Consider the following 15,000-nt stretch of genomic DNA (forward strand, 5'->3'; position numbering starts at 1 on the left):
GGACGGAAAGACCCCGTGGAGCTTTACTGTAGCCTGATATTGAATTTTGGTACAGTTTGTACAGGATAGGCGGGAGCCATTGAAACCGGAGCGCTAGCTTCGGTGGAGGCGCTGGTGGGATACCGCCCTGACTGTATTGAAATTCTAACCTACGGGTCTTATCGACCCGGGAGACAGTGTCAGGTGGGCAGTTTGACTGGGGCGGTCGCCTCCTAAAGTGTAACGGAGGCGCCCAAAGGTTCCCTCAGAATGGTTGGAAATCATTCGTAGAGTGCAAAGGCATAAGGGAGCTTGACTGCGAGACCTACAAGTCGAGCAGGGACGAAAGTCGGGCTTAGTGATCCGGTGGTTCCGCATGGAAGGGCCATCGCTCAACGGATAAAAGCTACCCCGGGGATAACAGGCTTATCTCCCCCAAGAGTCCACATCGACGGGGAGGTTTGGCACCTCGATGTCGGCTCATCGCATCCTGGGGCTGTAGTCGGTCCCAAGGGTTGGGCTGTTCGCCCATTAAAGCGGTACGCGAGCTGGGTTCAGAACGTCGTGAGACAGTTCGGTCCCTATCCGTCGTGGGCGTAGGAAATTTGAGAGGAGCTGTCCTTAGTACGAGAGGACCGGGATGGACGCACCGCTGGTGTACCAGTTGTTCTGCCAAGGGCATAGCTGGGTAGCTATGTGCGGAAGGGATAAGTGCTGAAAGCATCTAAGCATGAAGCCCCCCTCAAGATGAGATTTCCCATAGCGTAAGCTAGTAAGATCCCTGAAAGATGATCAGGTTGATAGGTTCGAGGTGGAAGCATGGTGACATGTGGAGCTGACGAATACTAATAGATCGAGGACTTAACCATATAATATGTAGCAAATGTTATCTAGTTTTGAAGGAATATGCCTTCATAGTTTGGTGATGATGGCAGAGAGGTCACACCCGTTCCCATACCGAACACGGAAGTTAAGCTCTCTAGCGCCGATGGTAGTTGGGACCTTGTCCCTGTGAGAGTAGGACGTCGCCAAGCAACTAAAAACACAAGTCTTTTGACTTGTGTTTTTTTTATTTCCCATGAAATAGGTTAGGTTCTGTTAGTAAAAATGATGAAATATAGTAAGGGATTTTTTGAGCAGAAATATTAAGAAATTGATAAATAAATGGATAATCTTCAGAGCCATAGCTTCCAAGTAAGTCATACCACCAATCTGTTTCATACCTAGAAATCATGCTTAAATTATAGAGCAATAAATAATGAACGAGGAGTTCGGGTAATACTGGTTTAGGATTTCTAGGATCAGTTGTAAGTGGTAAATAATAAGTATTAGTAAGATATTCATAGTATAAAGGAGTACTGTACATAGGATTCCATGATTGAATTGGCGCCGTAAAAAGTAAATTCGATTCATTAGTTTTCTCAGGTACATGTTGCATTGATAAATGCTTACAAGATGTTTCAATGTAGCGAGAAAATCTCTCTTTAGTCATATGTAATCGATCTAGTAGGTTGACTGAAAAGGAGAGCTCATTTTTAATTGTTGAATCGATTTTATATAAAGTTGATCCTTTTTGACTATAGCGGAACAAATTTTGTAATTCTGGAATATTTCCCATTAGTTCTAACATGTTAAATTTTTCTGCTTCTAAGTGTTTCATGTGAAACAGTTGTTCTGCAACATGAGTAAACAATCCGTTTTTTTGTACCTTCACCTCATCTTCTAAAAATTGATACCCTTGTTTTTTTCGTTTGCGAGTTGTAACGCCATGAGCTAAAACAGTAGTGGATTCAGGATAGTTAGGATCAATGGTTAGTAGACATGCTTTAAAAAGTTGGCTAATTCCATAAAATAACAACATTGGTTGAATGGAAAATGGAGCTGTCTTATATAATTCATAATAATTTTTCCCGTGTTCTAAGTAATAAATAAAGGGATAACAATTTTCAAAACTTTTTTTTTCGGCATCCTGAATAGAGAATTTTTCATAACAACGGGCAAGATAACGTTGTACGTTTTGAGATGAAAAAAAGAAACTTAACTGCTGCCAAGTGCAAGATGTTTGATGCATATATTACGCTCCTTTTATTGTCTAAAAATTCTAACATATATATACGTCCTTGACAGTATTTTAACCAATTGATAAGCTACTAATAATAATTTCTGGTATCATAGGGGGAACAATTATGTGGGAATCTAAATTTGTTAAAGAAGGTTTGACTTTTGATGATGTATTACTTGTACCAGCTAGGTCAGATATATTACCAAGAGAAGTAAGTGTTAAAACAGTTTTATCTGAAAGCTTACAGCTAAACATCCCGTTAATTAGTGCAGGAATGGATACAGTAACAGAAGCTGACATGGCTATTGCAATGGCTCGCCAAGGTGGTTTAGGAATTATTCATAAGAATATGTCTATTGAGCAACAAGCAGAGCAAGTTGATAAAGTAAAGCGCTCTGAAAGCGGCGTTATTTCAGATCCTTTCTTCTTAACTCCAGAACATCAAGTATATGATGCAGAACATCTTATGGGAAAATATCGTATCTCAGGTGTACCGGTTGTAAATAATTTAGATGAGCGAAAATTAGTTGGTATTATTACAAACCGTGATATGCGCTTCATCCAAGACTACTCAATCAAAATTTCTGACGTAATGACAAAAGAACAATTAATTACAGCTCCAGTTGGTACTACACTGGAAGAAGCTGAAAAGATCCTACAAAAGTATAAAATTGAAAAACTCCCTCTTGTTGATAATAACGGTGTATTACAAGGGCTGATTACAATAAAAGATATTGAAAAAGTAATTGAATTCCCAAACTCTGCTAAAGATAAGCAAGGACGCTTATTAGTTGGAGCGGCAGTTGGTGTAACAGCTGATGCTATGCTTCGTATCGATGCATTAGTAAAAGCTAGTGTAGATGCAATTGTACTTGATACAGCTCATGGGCATTCTAAAGGCGTTATTGATAAGGTAAAAGAAGTTCGTGCTAAATATCCATCATTAAATATTATCGCTGGAAATGTTGCTACAGCTGAAGCAACGAAAGCATTAATTGAAGCTGGTGCAAACGTAGTTAAAGTTGGTATTGGACCAGGTTCTATTTGTACAACACGTGTTGTAGCTGGTGTTGGTGTACCACAATTAACAGCAGTTTATGATTGTGCAACCGAAGCTCGTAAACACGGTATTCCAGTTATTGCTGATGGCGGTGTTAAGTACTCTGGTGATATGGTTAAAGCTTTAGCAGCAGGAGCACATGTTGTTATGCTAGGTAGTATGTTTGCTGGTGTTGCCGAAAGTCCTGGAGAAACTGAAATTTACCAAGGTCGTCAATTTAAAGTGTATCGTGGTATGGGTTCTGTCGGTGCGATGGAAAAAGGAAGTAAAGATCGTTACTTCCAAGAAGGAAATAAAAAACTTGTCCCAGAAGGTATTGAAGGACGAGTACCATATAAAGGACCTTTAGCAGATACAGTTCACCAATTAGTTGGTGGCTTACGTGCAGGTATGGGATATTGCGGAGCACAGGATTTAGAATTCTTACGCGAAAATGCACAATTCATTCGTATGTCAGGTGCAGGCTTACGTGAAAGTCATCCTCATCACGTACAAATTACAAAAGAGGCTCCAAACTACTCATTATAATGTCTTATATACAAATAGACAGAGATTTGATATCTCTGTCTATTTTTTTTTGATTATGTTAGAATAACGGTTATGTGAGTACATAGATATTGGGGGTAGCAAAAGTGAAAGGTATGTTTTGCAAAAGATTCATTGCTTTGGTAACAGTGCTTACACTAGCTTGTAGCATTTTTATGCCATATAGCAATGCATCAGCTGAAACAGGAGCCGCTTTAAACATTGAAGCAGGCGCGGCAATTTTAGTAGAAGCGAATTCTGGGAAAATTTTATATCAAAAGAATGCAGATGAATTATTATCCATTGCTAGTATGACAAAGATGATGAGTGAATATTTAGTTCACGAAGCAGTGGATAAAGGAAAACTTAAGTGGGACCAGAAAATTAAGGTTTCTGAATATGCATATAAGGTTTCACAAGATGCTTCATTATCAAATGTTGCATTAGAAAATGGTGGCTCTTATACAGTAAAAGAGTTATATGAGGCAATGGCAATCTTTTCTGCAAATGGTGCAACAATTGCATTAGCAGAAGCAATTGCAGGTAAAGAAGTAGATTTCGTAAAAATGATGAATGATAAATCGAAAGAACTAGGGTTGAAAAATTATAAATTTGTCAATTCTACAGGTTTAACGAATAAAGATTTAAAGGGAATGCATCCTGAAGGAACAACAGCAGATGAAGAAAATAAAATGTCTGCAAAGGATGTTGCAACTTTAGCACAACATTTAATTAAAGATTATCCAAAAGTGTTAGATACAGCAAAAATTCCTAAAAAAGAATTCCGTCCAGAAAAAGAGAAGTTTGCAATGTCAAACTGGAACTGGATGTTAAAGGGCTTAGTTAAAGAATATGATGGCGTAGATGGTCTGAAAACAGGCTCAACTCCAGAAGCAGGAGATTGCTTCACTGGTACGGTTGAAAGAAACGGTATGCGTTTTATTTCTGTAGTTATTAAAACAAGTTCTCATACAGCACGTTTTGATGAAACAAAGAAGCTATATGATTATGGATTTGCTAACTTTGAAGTGAAACAAATGTATAAAAAAGGTTCTTCAGTAAAAGGACAAGAAACAGTAAGAGTAGAAAATGCGAAAGATAAAGATGTAGCAGTTCAAACGAAACAAGCTATTTCACTTCCAGTGCCAAAAGGAAGTAAAGATGTTTATAAAACAGAATTAAAAGAATCAAGTAAGGGACAAGAAGCACCTATTAAAAAGGGAGCTGCGCTTGGTCAAATGGTAATTACGCCAAAAGATACAAACGACCCTGGATTTTTAACTGGTAAGTCGTTGCAAGTGGATCTTGTAACAACATCTGAAGTAGAAGAAGCAAACTGGTTTACTCGTGCTATGCGCGGAATTGGTTCATTCTTTAGTGGTATGTGGAATAGCGCTGTTGATACAGTAAAAGGTTGGTTTTAGAAGCTCCTCATGGTAGGGGCTTTTTTTTTATTCCTATTTTTCATACCGACTTTATGAAAAAGTAGTAGACAAGCATCTGATAGTTAGTGGTAGAATGTAAGAGTATTCTTAATTTTCGCCTTTAACGGGGGAAAGCAATTCACCTAGGGGGGTTTTTGTACATGACAAATGTAACAGGGACAGAGCGTGTAAAACGTGGAATGGCAGAAATGCAAAAAGGCGGCGTTATTATGGACGTAATTAACGCTGAACAAGCAAAAATTGCAGAAGAGGCAGGCGCAGTTGCCGTTATGGCATTAGAGCGTGTACCAGCAGACATTCGTGCAGCAGGTGGCGTTTCTCGTATGGCAGACCCAACAATCGTTGAAGAAGTTATGGGTGCAGTGTCAATTCCGGTTATGGCAAAATGCCGTATCGGTCACCTTGTAGAAGCACGTGTATTAGAATCATTAGGGGTAGACTATATCGATGAGAGTGAAGTATTAACTCCTGCTGATGAAGTATACCATTTAAATAAACGTGATTACACAGTTCCATTTGTATGTGGTTGCCGTGATATCGGAGAAGCTGCACGTCGTATTGCAGAAGGTGCATCTATGCTTCGTACAAAAGGTGAACCAGGAACAGGAAACATTGTAGAGGCAGTGCGTCATATGCGCCAAGTCAATGCAGAAATCCGTCAAGTTGCGAGTCTACGTGAAGATGAGTTAATGACATATGCAAAAAATACTGGTGCTCCTTACGAAGTATTACTTGAAATTAAACGTCTTGGTCGCTTACCAGTTGTAAACTTTGCGGCAGGTGGTATAGCAACGCCAGCAGATGCTGCATTAATGATGCAACTTGGTGCTGATGGGGTATTTGTTGGATCTGGTATCTTCAAATCAGAAAACCCAGAGAGATTTGCACGTGCAATTGTTGAAGCAACGACTCATTATGAAGATTACGAACTAATTGCAAGTCTTTCTAAAGGATTAGGTAATGCAATGAAGGGTATCGAAATTTCAACGTTATTACCAGAACAACGCATGCAAGAGCGTGGATGGTAATTAAAGGAGAACTTTAAAATGGTGAAAATCGGGGTACTAGGTCTTCAAGGTGCAGTTCGTGAACATGTAAAATCAGTTGAAGCAAGTGGTGCAGAAGCTGTTGTTGTAAAGCGTATAGAGCAACTTGAAGAGATTGATGGTCTTATTTTACCAGGCGGTGAAAGTACAACAATGCGCCGTCTTATTGATAAGTATGCTTTCATGGAACCACTTCGCACATTTGCAAAGTCTGGTAAACCAATGTTTGGTACGTGTGCAGGGATGATTCTTCTTGCGAAAACACTTATTGGCTATGAAGAAGCACATATTGGTGCTATGGATATTACAGTTGAGCGCAATGCGTTCGGACGCCAAAAGGATAGTTTTGAAGCTGCGCTTTCAATTGAAGGCGTGGGTGAAGACTTCGTTGGTGTATTTATCCGTGCGCCGTATGTTGTAGAAGTAGCTGATAATGTTGAAGTGCTTTCTAAGCATGGTGACCGAATGGTAGCGGTAAGACAAGATCAGTTTTTAGCTGCTTCATTCCATCCGGAATTAACAGATGATCATCGTGTAACAGCATACTTTGTTGAAATGGTAAAAGAAGCGAAAATGAAAAAAGTTGTATAAGTAACTTGCAACTTGTATAAGATTATAGTAAATTGATGGTAACAATTTTATAAAATAAGCGTGTTGATAGGAAATAGTAACAAATGTTGTTTCTTATAGAGAGTCGATGGTTGGTGGAAATCGATAGAAACAGTTTGTGAATCCATCCTGGAATGGAATGTGGAACATCTTTTGGATTAGTAAGCATTCCCGGTGAAGAGCCGTTATTTCTACTTGAGAGGAAAGCGGTAATGCTTTCAACTAGGGTGGCAACGCGGGTTAACTCCCGTCCCTTTATATAGGGACGGGAGTTTTTTGTGTTTTATAAAATAAAAGGAGGAGTATATAATGCTTGATATTAAATTTTTACGTACAAACTTTGAAGAAGTAAAAGCGAAATTACAGCATAGAGGTGAAGATTTAACTGATTTCGGACGTTTTGAAGAACTTGATACGAGAAGAAGAGAACTACTTGTTCAGACAGAAGAATTAAAAAGTAAACGTAATGAAGTGTCTCAACAAATCTCTGTATTAAAGCGCGAAAAGAAAGATGCAGAAGCTCTAATTTTAGAAATGCGTGAGGTTGGAGAAAAAGTAAAGGATTTTGATAACGAACTTCGCACAGTTGAAGAAGACTTAGAAAGATTAATGTTATCTATTCCAAATATCCCTCATGAGTCTGCTCCAGTCGGTGAAACAGAGGATGATAATGTAGTAGCGCGTACTTGGGGAGAAGTAAAAGAATTTACTTTTGAACCAAAACCACATTGGGATCTTGCTACTGATTTAGGAATTTTAGATTTTGAACGCGCTGGGAAAGTAACAGGAAGCCGCTTCGTATTTTACAAAGGTGCTGGTGCAAGATTAGAGCGTGCTTTAATTAGCTTTATGCTTGATCTTCATACTGATGAGCATGGATATGAAGAAGTATTACCTCCATATATGGTAAACCGTGCAAGTATGACAGGAACAGGACAACTTCCAAAGTTTGAAGAAGATGCATTCCGTATTGAAAGTGAAGATTATTTCTTAATTCCAACAGCTGAAGTACCTGTAACGAATATGCATCGTGATGAGATTTTAAATAAAGAGCAATTGCCTATAAGATATGCTGCATTTAGCTCTTGCTTCCGCTCTGAAGCAGGTTCAGCTGGTCGCGATACACGCGGTTTAATTCGCCAGCATCAGTTCAATAAAGTAGAGCTTGTGAAGTTCGTAAAACCAGAAGATTCTTATGAAGAGTTAGAAAAATTAACAAATGATGCAGAACGCGTGTTACAATTATTAGAGTTGCCATATCGCGTTATGAGCATGTGCACAGGCGATTTAGGATTTACAGCAGCGAAGAAATACGATATTGAAGTATGGATTCCAAGCTATGGCACATATCGTGAAATTTCTTCTTGTAGTAATTTTGAAGCTTTCCAAGCGAGACGTGCAAATATCCGTTTCCGCCGTGAGCCAAATGGAAAACCAGAACATGTCCATACATTAAATGGATCTGGTCTTGCAATTGGACGTACGGTTGCAGCTATTTTAGAGAACTACCAACAAGAAGATGGTACAATTATAATTCCAGAAGTTCTTCGCCCTTATATGGGAGGAAAAACAGTTATTAAGTAAATTTAAACATTCATCGGTATGAGTGATTGGTAATTATGAGCGTTGTCAGTACTGTAATGTAGGAAGGGGAAAGTAAAATTTTCCTTTCCTCATAATTTATTTTAGTAGGGTTGACTAACTGTTTTTCTTTTGATATTATATTTGATGTCAATATGGAGGTATACCCAAGTCTGGCTGAAGGGATCGGTCTTGAAAACCGACAGGCGGCGAGAGTCGCGCGGGGGTTCGAATCCCTCTACCTCCTCCAGATATAATTGACAACAGCGCATATAAGTGGAGATTGGAGAACTCGTTACCAACACGTAACGAGTTTTTATTTTAAAACCAATCATAAAGTATGGTGTAAGGTAATTTTGTCCTTATTACACACTCATATTCCGATGATTATCTTCATAGATATGAAAGGAGTCAACATGGATCTTATTATACAAACGTTTCCTTTAGATGGAAAAACTTTATATTATGTACAATGTCCTGTCTGTAAGAACAATAGAATTTTAAACAGTGGTGCAAACGTATCACGCATTATTAGTGATGATACATTCCGTAAACTTTGTGGTTGTACTTGTGATGTAAAACCAGCTACGAATAAAGTAGAGGTGCCAAAACAAGTTAAAAAAGCAGCTGTAAAGAAAGAAGCGGCTCCAAAACGTACAGGTAAAGTATTAACGGCAGTAATTAATGGGAAAGAACTGACTGTTAAAGAGATTGCTGAAGCATACGATATTAGTACAAGTACTGTTCGTCAGCGTATTAACGCAGGAAAACCTGAGAGTGAAATTATTGCTCCAACAAAGAAGAAGTAATTTAATAGGAAAACCCGTGCATATGCACGGGTTTTTTATTTTACAAGTTTACGTGTTTGTTTTAAAAAATGGCCAATTTTTTTAATGATTGGTTCGATTGAATCCCCATCTTTTAAAATATCGTACTCATTAATATTTAAGCGTAATACAGGGCATGAATTAAAGTTGTTAATCCAGTTTTCATAACGTCCATGCATTTCTTTCCAGTACTCAATTGGCGTTTGCTGTTCCATTGGGCGTCCGCGTTCTTGAATACGATCGACAATATCATCGAAAGAACCTTCTAAGTAAATTAATAAGTCTGGATGAGGGAAGTAAGGAGTCATGACCATAGCGTCAAATAACCCTTTGTATGTTTCATAATCAGTTTCCGTCATCGTACCTTTTTCATGATGCATCTTTGCGAAAATTCCAGTGTCTTCGTAAATAGAACGATCTTGAACAAAACCGCCACCGTATTCAAAAATTCTTTTTTGTTCCTTAAATCGTTCTGCTAAAAAGTACACTTGTAGGTGGAAGCTCCAGCGAGTGAAGTCCGCATAGAACTTGTCCAAGTATGGATTGGAATCTACTTTTTCAAATGATGTGCGATAACCTAAAGCATTAGCTAATGCAGTTGTCATAGTTGATTTACCCACACCTACCGTTCCGGCGATAGTGATTACTGCGTCATTGGGTATATCATATTTTTGCCTTAAATTCATTATTATTTCGACTCCTTTAAGAGAGTATTTTGAAGGGCAGATAGGATGACGTTTAAATCATCAGGATTTTTTACAAAATCCATATCGTCTCCATTAAATTTCAATACTGGTATTTCCGGATGATCTTTTTTAAAAGCATCCATTGCTGTTTCATAATCTTTTGTGAGCTGTAGTAAGTAATTTGGATCCATGTTTTTTTCAAATTCTCTTCCGCGCATGGCGATTCGTTTTTGCAATGTTTCTAGGCTAGCTGTTAAATAAACAATGACGTTTGGCACAGGCATATCTTGTGTAAGGATACGATAAATTTGCATGTACTTGTCATATTGAGAGTCTTTTAATGTGCGGGATGCAAAAATTAAATTTTTAAAGATATGGTAATCCGCTACTACTGGTTTCCTTTGATTCAAATACTTTATGTTAATATCTTCTAATTGTTTGTATCTATTACAAAGAAAGAACATCTCTGTTTGAAAACTCCATTCGTCGATGTCTTCATAGAACTTTCCTAAAAAGGGATTTTCATCAACAATCTCTTTTAGTAAGTGGAGTTGCATGTGAGTTGAAATTTCCTTCGCAAGTGAAGTTTTTCCAACACCAATTGGTCCTTCAACCGTGATAAATGGTACTCCGGTCACGCTGTTTCCTCCTTTCAATCAGTGATTTACCGTGACTACTAAAAACACAAAACAGAATTATTGTAGCACAAGAGGGAAGCGAGCGGGTTAATTTGATATAAAAAGTTAGAAAATAGATATATGTATTAATTAAATTTTATTTTGGATGACGATGTTATATTTGCTTTCAATGTAGTTTCCATTATTTTTAAAGCATGTATATTATCTTGGTCGCTGTTAGAGGCGATACAATCCTGTGGTACATACAATGTATAATTTCTCATATGGGCATCATTAGCTGTAAATAGGATACATATATTTCCGGCAACTCCTGTTAATATTAGATTTTCTATTTTTAAATAACCTAGTAATGAATTTAAAGGTGTTTCATAAAAAGCGGAATAATGTGGTTTAATAAAAATGTAATCATCAGAATTTGGAGCAATCTTATGGATTATATTTTCGCTATATTTATTTGTGCAATGAGTAATAAGTTGGTCGATATCAGATCTCCAAAGTTGATAATGGTCATTAACGTAAATTATAGGATAGCCGAAGGATTTCATTTTTTTCTTTAATTGTAAAATAGGGTTTGTGATAGTCTCACATTTTTGAGCTAGAATGGGTCCGTGGGAAAATTGAAAGTCATTAATCATATCGATAATGAGCAAGGCGGTATTTTTCATATGTAATCCCCTCTCTTTTTTCTTTTAGGGTGGATTGAATATATAAAAGTTATCCCCTGTGTAGTAAATGGAAATAAGTGTACTTTATTTGTAATGAAAGGACTATGTTATGGAACAAGATCAAGATATTTATTTTATGCAATTAGCGATAGAAGAAGCCAAAAAGGCAGAGGAAATACAGGAAGTGCCAATTGGAGCAGTTATAGTGTTAGATGGTGAGGTAATTAGTGTTGCCCATAATTTAAGGGAAACTGAGCAAAGATCAATAGCTCATGCTGAGTTGCTAGCGATAGATGAGGCGTGTAAAAAATTAGGGACATGGCGTTTAGAAGATGCAACATTGTATGTAACATTAGAACCTTGTCCAATGTGTGCGGGTGGAATTGTTTTATCACGAGTGAAGCGAGTTGTATATGGTGCAAGTGATCCGAAGGGCGGGTGTGCAGGGACATTAATGAATCTTTTAACAGATGAACGCTTCAATCATCAATGTGAAGTAGTATCTGGTGTGTTAGAGGAAGAATGCGGTACGTTGTTAACAAACTTTTTTAGAGAGCTTCGTAAAAAAAGAAAAGCGATAAAAAAATTAGAGAAAAATACTGGGAACTAACGTATTTGCATTTTATAAAGAAACAAGTTATACTGATAATGCCTTTAATGAAGGCAACCGAATATTGGTTTTAACTTTGCCGTGCTAAGCGGGGAGGTAGCGGTGCCCTATACTCGCAATCCGCTCTAGCGAGGCCGAATCCCCTCTCGAGGTTATGTTGCTGTAAGGTCTGCCTTAAGTAAGTGGTGTTGACGTTTGGGTCCTGCGCAACGGGACCCCGTGAACCTTGTCAGGTCCGGAAGGAAGCAGCAATAAGCGGGTCTTCTCGTGTGCCGCAGGAGTGCCTGAACCGAGCTAACTGCTTGAGTAACGCTTATGGTACGTAATCGACGGAGGGTGCACGGCAGTTATATATGTATACAAAACTCACCTTAATACAAAGGTGAGTTTTTTGTATAGAAAATAACTTTTGGAATCTATAAACAGAATGGGTTATAATAAATGAGATAATAACCTTTGAGGGAGGCCGTATTTTCGTGTCATACCAAGCGTTATACCGAACATGGAGACCGCAAAAGTTCGAAGATGTAGTCGGTCAAAAGCACGTGACAAAAACGTTGCAAAATGCCCTTCTTCAAGAGAAAGTTTCACATGCTTATTTATTTTCTGGTCCTAGGGGAACAGGAAAAACGACAATTGCAAAAGTATTTGCAAAAGCAATTAACTGTGAACATGCTCCGGTAGCTGAACCTTGTAATGAATGTCCTTCTTGTTTAGGAATTACACAAGGATCCATTTCAGATGTATTAGAAATTGATGCGGCTTCAAATAACGGTGTAGATGAAATTCGAGATATTAGAGATAAAGTAAAATATGCTCCAAGTGCTGTAGAATATAAAGTATACATTATTGATGAAGTTCACATGCTTTCTATGGGTGCATTCAATGCGCTTTTAAAAACCTTAGAAGAGCCGCCAGGACATGTTATCTTTATTTTGGCGACAACAGAACCTCATAAGATCCCGCCTACAATTATTTCGCGTTGTCAGCGTTTTGAATTCCGAAAAATATCAGTGAATGATATTGTTGAGAGATTATCAACGGTTGTGACAAACGAAGGTACGCAAGTGGAAGATGAAGCATTACAAATTGTTGCCCGTGCTGCTGAAGGTGGTATGCGTGACGCGCTTAGTCTTATTGATCAGGCTATATCTTATAGTGATGAGATTGTTACGACAGAAGATGTATTGGCCGTAACAGGATCTGTTTCTCAGCAATACTTAGGCAATTTAGTAGAATGCATACGTGAAAATGATGTATCAAGAGCATTACAGATCATAGATGAAATGATGAGTAAAGGGAAGGATCCAGTTCGTTTTATGGAGGATTTCATTTACTATTATCGTGATATGCTTTTATATCAAACTTCACCGCAACTAGAACATATGTTGGAACGAGTAATTGTAGATGATCAATTCCGTAAGTTGAGTGAAGAAATGCAACCGGAAGTGATCTATGAGATTATTCATACCCTTAGTAAGGGACAACAGGAAATGAAGTGGACAAATCATCCGCGTATTTTCTTAGAAGTTGTTATGGTGCAATTGTGTCAACAGTTTATGATGCAAGCAAACGGTACTGATCGTTTGCAAGCAATTATGAACAGGATGCAGCAATTGGAGAAAGAGTTAGAGCAAGTCAAAAAGAACGGTGTGCCAGCTGGTGTACAACAGGAAGTAAGAGAGACACGTGCAACACCAAAACCCGTACGAACAGGAAGTATGAAGATTCCTGTCGGGCGTGTAAATGAAGTATTAAAACAAGCGAAGCGTCAAGATTTAGAACAATTAAAAGCTGTATGGGGTGAGTTGTTAGGAAGACTCAAATCATATAACAAAGTAGCGTTTGCTGTTCTATTAGAAAATAGCGAACCAGTGGCAGCTTCAGATGACACTTACGTTTTAGCATTTCAATATGAGATTCACTGTAAGATGGCGAGCGAAAATCGAGAAGCTATGGATACAGTAGAACAAGCTTTATTTGAATTGCTAAGTAAAAGGTTAAATATGATTGCCATTCCAAAAAGTGAATGGGGTAAAATCCGTGAAGACTTTTTACAACGTGAAGGTGGAGAGTCTGAAGAAAGCCCGGAGAAAAAGGAAGACCCTCTTATAGAAGAGGCAGTGAAATTAGTAGGACAAGAACTCATTGAAATAAAAGAGTAATAATAATTAGGAGGAATTAATTATGATGCGTGGCGGAATGGGAAATATGAATAACATGATGAAACAAATGCAAAAGATGCAAAAAGACATGGCGAAAGCACAAGAAGAGCTTGGTGAAAAAACAGTTGAAGGTACAGCTGGCGGCGGAATGATTACAGTTATTGCAAATGGTCACAAGCAAATTCTTGAAGTGAAGATTAAAGAAGAGGTTGTAGATCCAGAGGATATCGAAATGTTACAAGACTTAGTGTTAGCTGCAACAAATGATGCACTTAAAAAGGCTGATGAGCTATCAAACTCTACGATGGGTAAATTTACAAAAGGCTTAAACTTACCAGGTGGAATGTTCTAGGAGGATATTGATACATGCATTATCCAGAACCAATATCAAAACTAATCGATAGTTTTATGAAGTTGCCAGGTATCGGACCGAAAACAGCGGTTCGATTGGCATTTTTCGTATTAGATATGAAAGAAGATGATGTGTTAGGTTTTGCGAAAGCACTTGTAAATGCGAAGCGAGATTTAGCGTATTGTTCTGTATGTGGACATATTACTGATCGTGATCCTTGTTATATTTGTAATGATTCGCATCGAGATCAATCAGTTGTTTGTGTCGTGCAAGAACCGAAAGATGTAATCGCGATGGAAAAAATGAAAGAGTATCAAGGTGTATATCATGTGTTACGTGGTGCGATTTCTCCTATGGAGGGAATTGGACCGGAAGACATTAATATCCCGCAACTCTTAAAGCGACTACATGATGAAACGGTACAAGAAGTAATATTAGCAACAAACCCTAATATTGAAGGGGAAGCTACAGCGATGTATATCTCCCGCCTCTTAAAACCTACAGGCATTAAAGTAACTCGTATTGCACATGGTCTGCCAGTTGGTGGAGATTTAGAATATGCAGATGAAGTGACACTATCGAAAGCATTAGAAGGTCGCAGAGAAGTATAAGAGGAGAAACAAAAATGTTCTTTCAAAAAAAGGGTAAATTGCGTAAAGAGTATGATGATAAGTTAATTGTACTTTTGGAAAAAGTGAAGAATGAGTGGTTACGTCAGAAGAGAATGGTCGAACAAAGTGTAGAACCATC

Annotated in this window: 15 protein-coding genes, 1 tRNA gene, 2 rRNA genes, 1 other RNA gene and 1 other annotated feature (2 of these 20 running past the window's edge); of the genes, 15 read left to right on the forward strand and 4 right to left on the reverse strand. The window is 38.1% G+C overall.

Annotated features, from left to right (window positions below; all coding sequences use genetic code 11):
- Positions 1-848, forward strand: a 23S ribosomal RNA gene (locus QCI81_RS14330) (it extends 2,074 nt beyond the left edge of the window).
- 49 nt (positions 849-897) lie between these two features.
- A 5S ribosomal RNA gene (rrf, locus tag QCI81_RS14335) occupies positions 898-1,013 on the forward strand.
- Between the two features lie 35 nt (positions 1,014-1,048).
- Here the strand turns inward: rrf and QCI81_RS14340 are convergent.
- Positions 1,049-2,050 (reverse strand): YaaC family protein, encoded by a 1,002-nt coding sequence (locus QCI81_RS14340; RefSeq protein ID WP_353810839.1) that lies wholly within the window; start codon positions 2,048-2,050, stop codon positions 1,049-1,051.
- A 115-nt stretch (positions 2,051-2,165) separates the two neighbouring features.
- On the opposite strand from QCI81_RS14340, the gene guaB reads away from it, so the two are divergent.
- The 7 genes from guaB to QCI81_RS14375 all read left to right on the forward strand — a co-directional run bounded on the left by guaB (position 2,166) and on the right by QCI81_RS14375 (position 9,116).
- Positions 2,166-3,629, forward strand: a complete 1,464-nt coding sequence (gene guaB / locus QCI81_RS14345; RefSeq protein WP_000264089.1) for an IMP dehydrogenase — start codon at positions 2,166-2,168, stop codon at positions 3,627-3,629.
- A gap of 113 nt (positions 3,630-3,742) precedes the next feature.
- Entirely contained in the window at positions 3,743-5,050 is a 1,308-nt protein-coding gene (dacA, locus tag QCI81_RS14350; RefSeq protein ID WP_125653127.1) for a D-alanyl-D-alanine carboxypeptidase DacA, read from the forward strand.
- Between the two features lie 161 nt (positions 5,051-5,211).
- Positions 5,212-6,099 carry a pyridoxal 5'-phosphate synthase lyase subunit PdxS gene (gene pdxS / locus QCI81_RS14355; RefSeq protein WP_000186154.1) on the forward strand — a complete coding sequence of 296 codons (888 nt, stop codon included), beginning with the start codon at positions 5,212-5,214 and terminating at the stop codon, positions 6,097-6,099.
- 18 nt (positions 6,100-6,117) lie between these two features.
- A complete protein-coding gene (gene pdxT / locus QCI81_RS14360) occupies positions 6,118-6,708 on the forward strand; it encodes a pyridoxal 5'-phosphate synthase glutaminase subunit PdxT (RefSeq protein ID WP_000238785.1) in 591 nt (196 codons plus the stop codon).
- Positions 6,709-6,762: 54 nt separating this feature from the next.
- Positions 6,763-6,984, forward strand: a binding site (T-box leader).
- A gap of 51 nt (positions 6,985-7,035) precedes the next feature.
- Positions 7,036-8,310 carry a serine--tRNA ligase gene (gene serS / locus QCI81_RS14365; RefSeq protein WP_000884174.1) on the forward strand — a complete coding sequence of 425 codons (1,275 nt, stop codon included), beginning with the start codon at positions 7,036-7,038 and terminating at the stop codon, positions 8,308-8,310.
- 154 nt (positions 8,311-8,464) lie between these two features.
- Positions 8,465-8,557 (forward strand) — tRNA-Ser (locus QCI81_RS14370).
- A 166-nt stretch (positions 8,558-8,723) separates the two neighbouring features.
- The gene (locus tag QCI81_RS14375) at positions 8,724-9,116 is read left to right on the forward strand and encodes a sigma factor-like helix-turn-helix DNA-binding protein (RefSeq protein WP_353810840.1); all 393 of its coding nucleotides are present in this window, start codon (positions 8,724-8,726) and stop codon (positions 9,114-9,116) included.
- Between the two features lie 35 nt (positions 9,117-9,151).
- Here the strand turns inward: QCI81_RS14375 and QCI81_RS14380 are convergent, their stop codons facing one another.
- The 3 genes from QCI81_RS14380 to QCI81_RS14390 all read right to left on the reverse strand — a co-directional run bounded on the left by QCI81_RS14380 (position 9,152) and on the right by QCI81_RS14390 (position 11,123).
- On the reverse strand, positions 9,152-9,820 hold the full coding sequence (locus tag QCI81_RS14380; protein WP_001053585.1) for a deoxynucleoside kinase: 669 nt from the start codon (positions 9,818-9,820) through the stop codon (positions 9,152-9,154).
- A 2-nt stretch (positions 9,821-9,822) separates the two neighbouring features.
- Complete coding sequence (locus tag QCI81_RS14385) at positions 9,823-10,458, reverse strand: deoxynucleoside kinase (RefSeq protein ID WP_000148218.1); 636 nt, start codon at positions 10,456-10,458, stop codon at positions 9,823-9,825.
- A 125-nt stretch (positions 10,459-10,583) separates the two neighbouring features.
- Entirely contained in the window at positions 10,584-11,123 is a 540-nt protein-coding gene (locus QCI81_RS14390; protein WP_071730373.1) for a cysteine hydrolase family protein, read from the reverse strand.
- A 109-nt stretch (positions 11,124-11,232) separates the two neighbouring features.
- Here QCI81_RS14390 and tadA point away from each other — a divergent pair, with 109 nt between their 5' ends.
- From tadA to QCI81_RS14420, 6 genes are all read left to right on the forward strand, one after another.
- Entirely contained in the window at positions 11,233-11,733 is a 501-nt protein-coding gene (gene tadA, locus QCI81_RS14395) for a tRNA adenosine(34) deaminase TadA (protein ID WP_000434330.1), read from the forward strand.
- Between the two features lie 79 nt (positions 11,734-11,812).
- Positions 11,813-12,077, forward strand: an RNA gene (gene ffs / locus QCI81_RS14400) — signal recognition particle sRNA large type.
- A gap of 132 nt (positions 12,078-12,209) precedes the next feature.
- Entirely contained in the window at positions 12,210-13,898 is a 1,689-nt protein-coding gene (gene dnaX / locus QCI81_RS14405; RefSeq protein WP_000121561.1) for a DNA polymerase III subunit gamma/tau, read from the forward strand.
- A gap of 25 nt (positions 13,899-13,923) precedes the next feature.
- The gene (locus QCI81_RS14410) at positions 13,924-14,250 is read left to right on the forward strand and encodes a YbaB/EbfC family nucleoid-associated protein (RefSeq protein ID WP_014894853.1); all 327 of its coding nucleotides are present in this window, start codon (positions 13,924-13,926) and stop codon (positions 14,248-14,250) included.
- A 14-nt stretch (positions 14,251-14,264) separates the two neighbouring features.
- Positions 14,265-14,861, forward strand: a complete 597-nt coding sequence (gene recR / locus QCI81_RS14415; RefSeq protein WP_000559169.1) for a recombination protein RecR — start codon at positions 14,265-14,267, stop codon at positions 14,859-14,861.
- 14 nt (positions 14,862-14,875) lie between these two features.
- Positions 14,876-15,000, forward strand: partial view of a YaaL family protein gene (locus QCI81_RS14420; protein ID WP_000466019.1) — the 5' portion only. The gene runs 97 nt beyond the window's last position; the window shows 125 of its 222 coding nt (coding positions 1-125); it begins with the start codon at positions 14,876-14,878; its stop codon lies beyond the right edge, outside the window.

This window comes from Bacillus cereus group sp. MG20, from assembly GCF_040459885.1.
In the GTDB taxonomy this organism is placed as follows: Bacteria; Bacillota; Bacilli; order Bacillales; family Bacillaceae_G; genus Bacillus_A; species Bacillus_A cereus.

What these genes read in the sequence shown, in the direction of transcription:
- QCI81_RS14410 (WP_014894853.1), top strand. Translation starts at nt 13,924, where the DNA reads ATGCGTGGCGGAATGGGAAATATGAATAACATGATGAAACAAATGCAA.
- QCI81_RS14380 (WP_001053585.1), bottom strand. Translation starts at nt 9,820, where the DNA reads ATGAATTTAAGGCAAAAATATGATATACCCAATGACGCAGTAATCACT.
- QCI81_RS14375 (WP_353810840.1), top strand. Translation starts at nt 8,724, where the DNA reads ATGGATCTTATTATACAAACGTTTCCTTTAGATGGAAAAACTTTATAT.
- serS (WP_000884174.1), top strand. Translation starts at nt 7,036, where the DNA reads ATGCTTGATATTAAATTTTTACGTACAAACTTTGAAGAAGTAAAAGCG.
- QCI81_RS14390 (WP_071730373.1), bottom strand. Translation starts at nt 11,123, where the DNA reads ATGAAAAATACCGCCTTGCTCATTATCGATATGATTAATGACTTTCAA.
- QCI81_RS14340 (WP_353810839.1), bottom strand. Translation starts at nt 2,050, where the DNA reads ATGCATCAAACATCTTGCACTTGGCAGCAGTTAAGTTTCTTTTTTTCA.
- pdxS (WP_000186154.1), top strand. Translation starts at nt 5,212, where the DNA reads ATGACAAATGTAACAGGGACAGAGCGTGTAAAACGTGGAATGGCAGAA.
- recR (WP_000559169.1), top strand. Translation starts at nt 14,265, where the DNA reads ATGCATTATCCAGAACCAATATCAAAACTAATCGATAGTTTTATGAAG.
- dacA (WP_125653127.1), top strand. Translation starts at nt 3,743, where the DNA reads ATGTTTTGCAAAAGATTCATTGCTTTGGTAACAGTGCTTACACTAGCT.
- tadA (WP_000434330.1), top strand. Translation starts at nt 11,233, where the DNA reads ATGGAACAAGATCAAGATATTTATTTTATGCAATTAGCGATAGAAGAA.
- pdxT (WP_000238785.1), top strand. Translation starts at nt 6,118, where the DNA reads ATGGTGAAAATCGGGGTACTAGGTCTTCAAGGTGCAGTTCGTGAACAT.
- guaB (WP_000264089.1), top strand. Translation starts at nt 2,166, where the DNA reads ATGTGGGAATCTAAATTTGTTAAAGAAGGTTTGACTTTTGATGATGTA.